This window comes from Endothiovibrio diazotrophicus (assembly GCF_054657215.1).
The window spans coordinates 1-264 of the sequence record NZ_BAAHXB010000375.1 but is presented as its reverse complement, the minus strand read 5'-3'; the positions used below and the strand labels follow the sequence as shown (position 1 = coordinate 264).

Sequence of the window (264 nt, the reverse complement as noted above, 5' to 3'; positions counted from 1 at the left end):
CGCTATTCCGAAGAGAGAAAAGCATCGGTGATGCGCAAGCTGTTACCGCCGAACAACCGACCGATACCCGAGGTAGCCGGAGAGGAGAGGATTTCAGAGCAGACCCTTTACAATTGGCGCAGACAGGCCAAAGAGAAAGGGGTACCCGTGCCAGGCAGTGGAAAACAGACAGACGATTGGTCCGCGGAGGCGAAGTTCGCGGCGGTGGTGGAGAGCGCCGCGATGAACGAGTCCGAGCTCAGTGAGTATTGTCGTCGCAAGGGG

General features: G+C 58.3%; 1 protein-coding gene. It reads left to right on the top strand.

Going from position 1 to position 264, the window contains the following annotated elements; all coding sequences use genetic code 11:
• The coding region (locus ACYQ2W_RS26880) for a transposase (RefSeq protein WP_459874219.1) at positions 1-264 on the top strand (264 nt) is incomplete at both ends.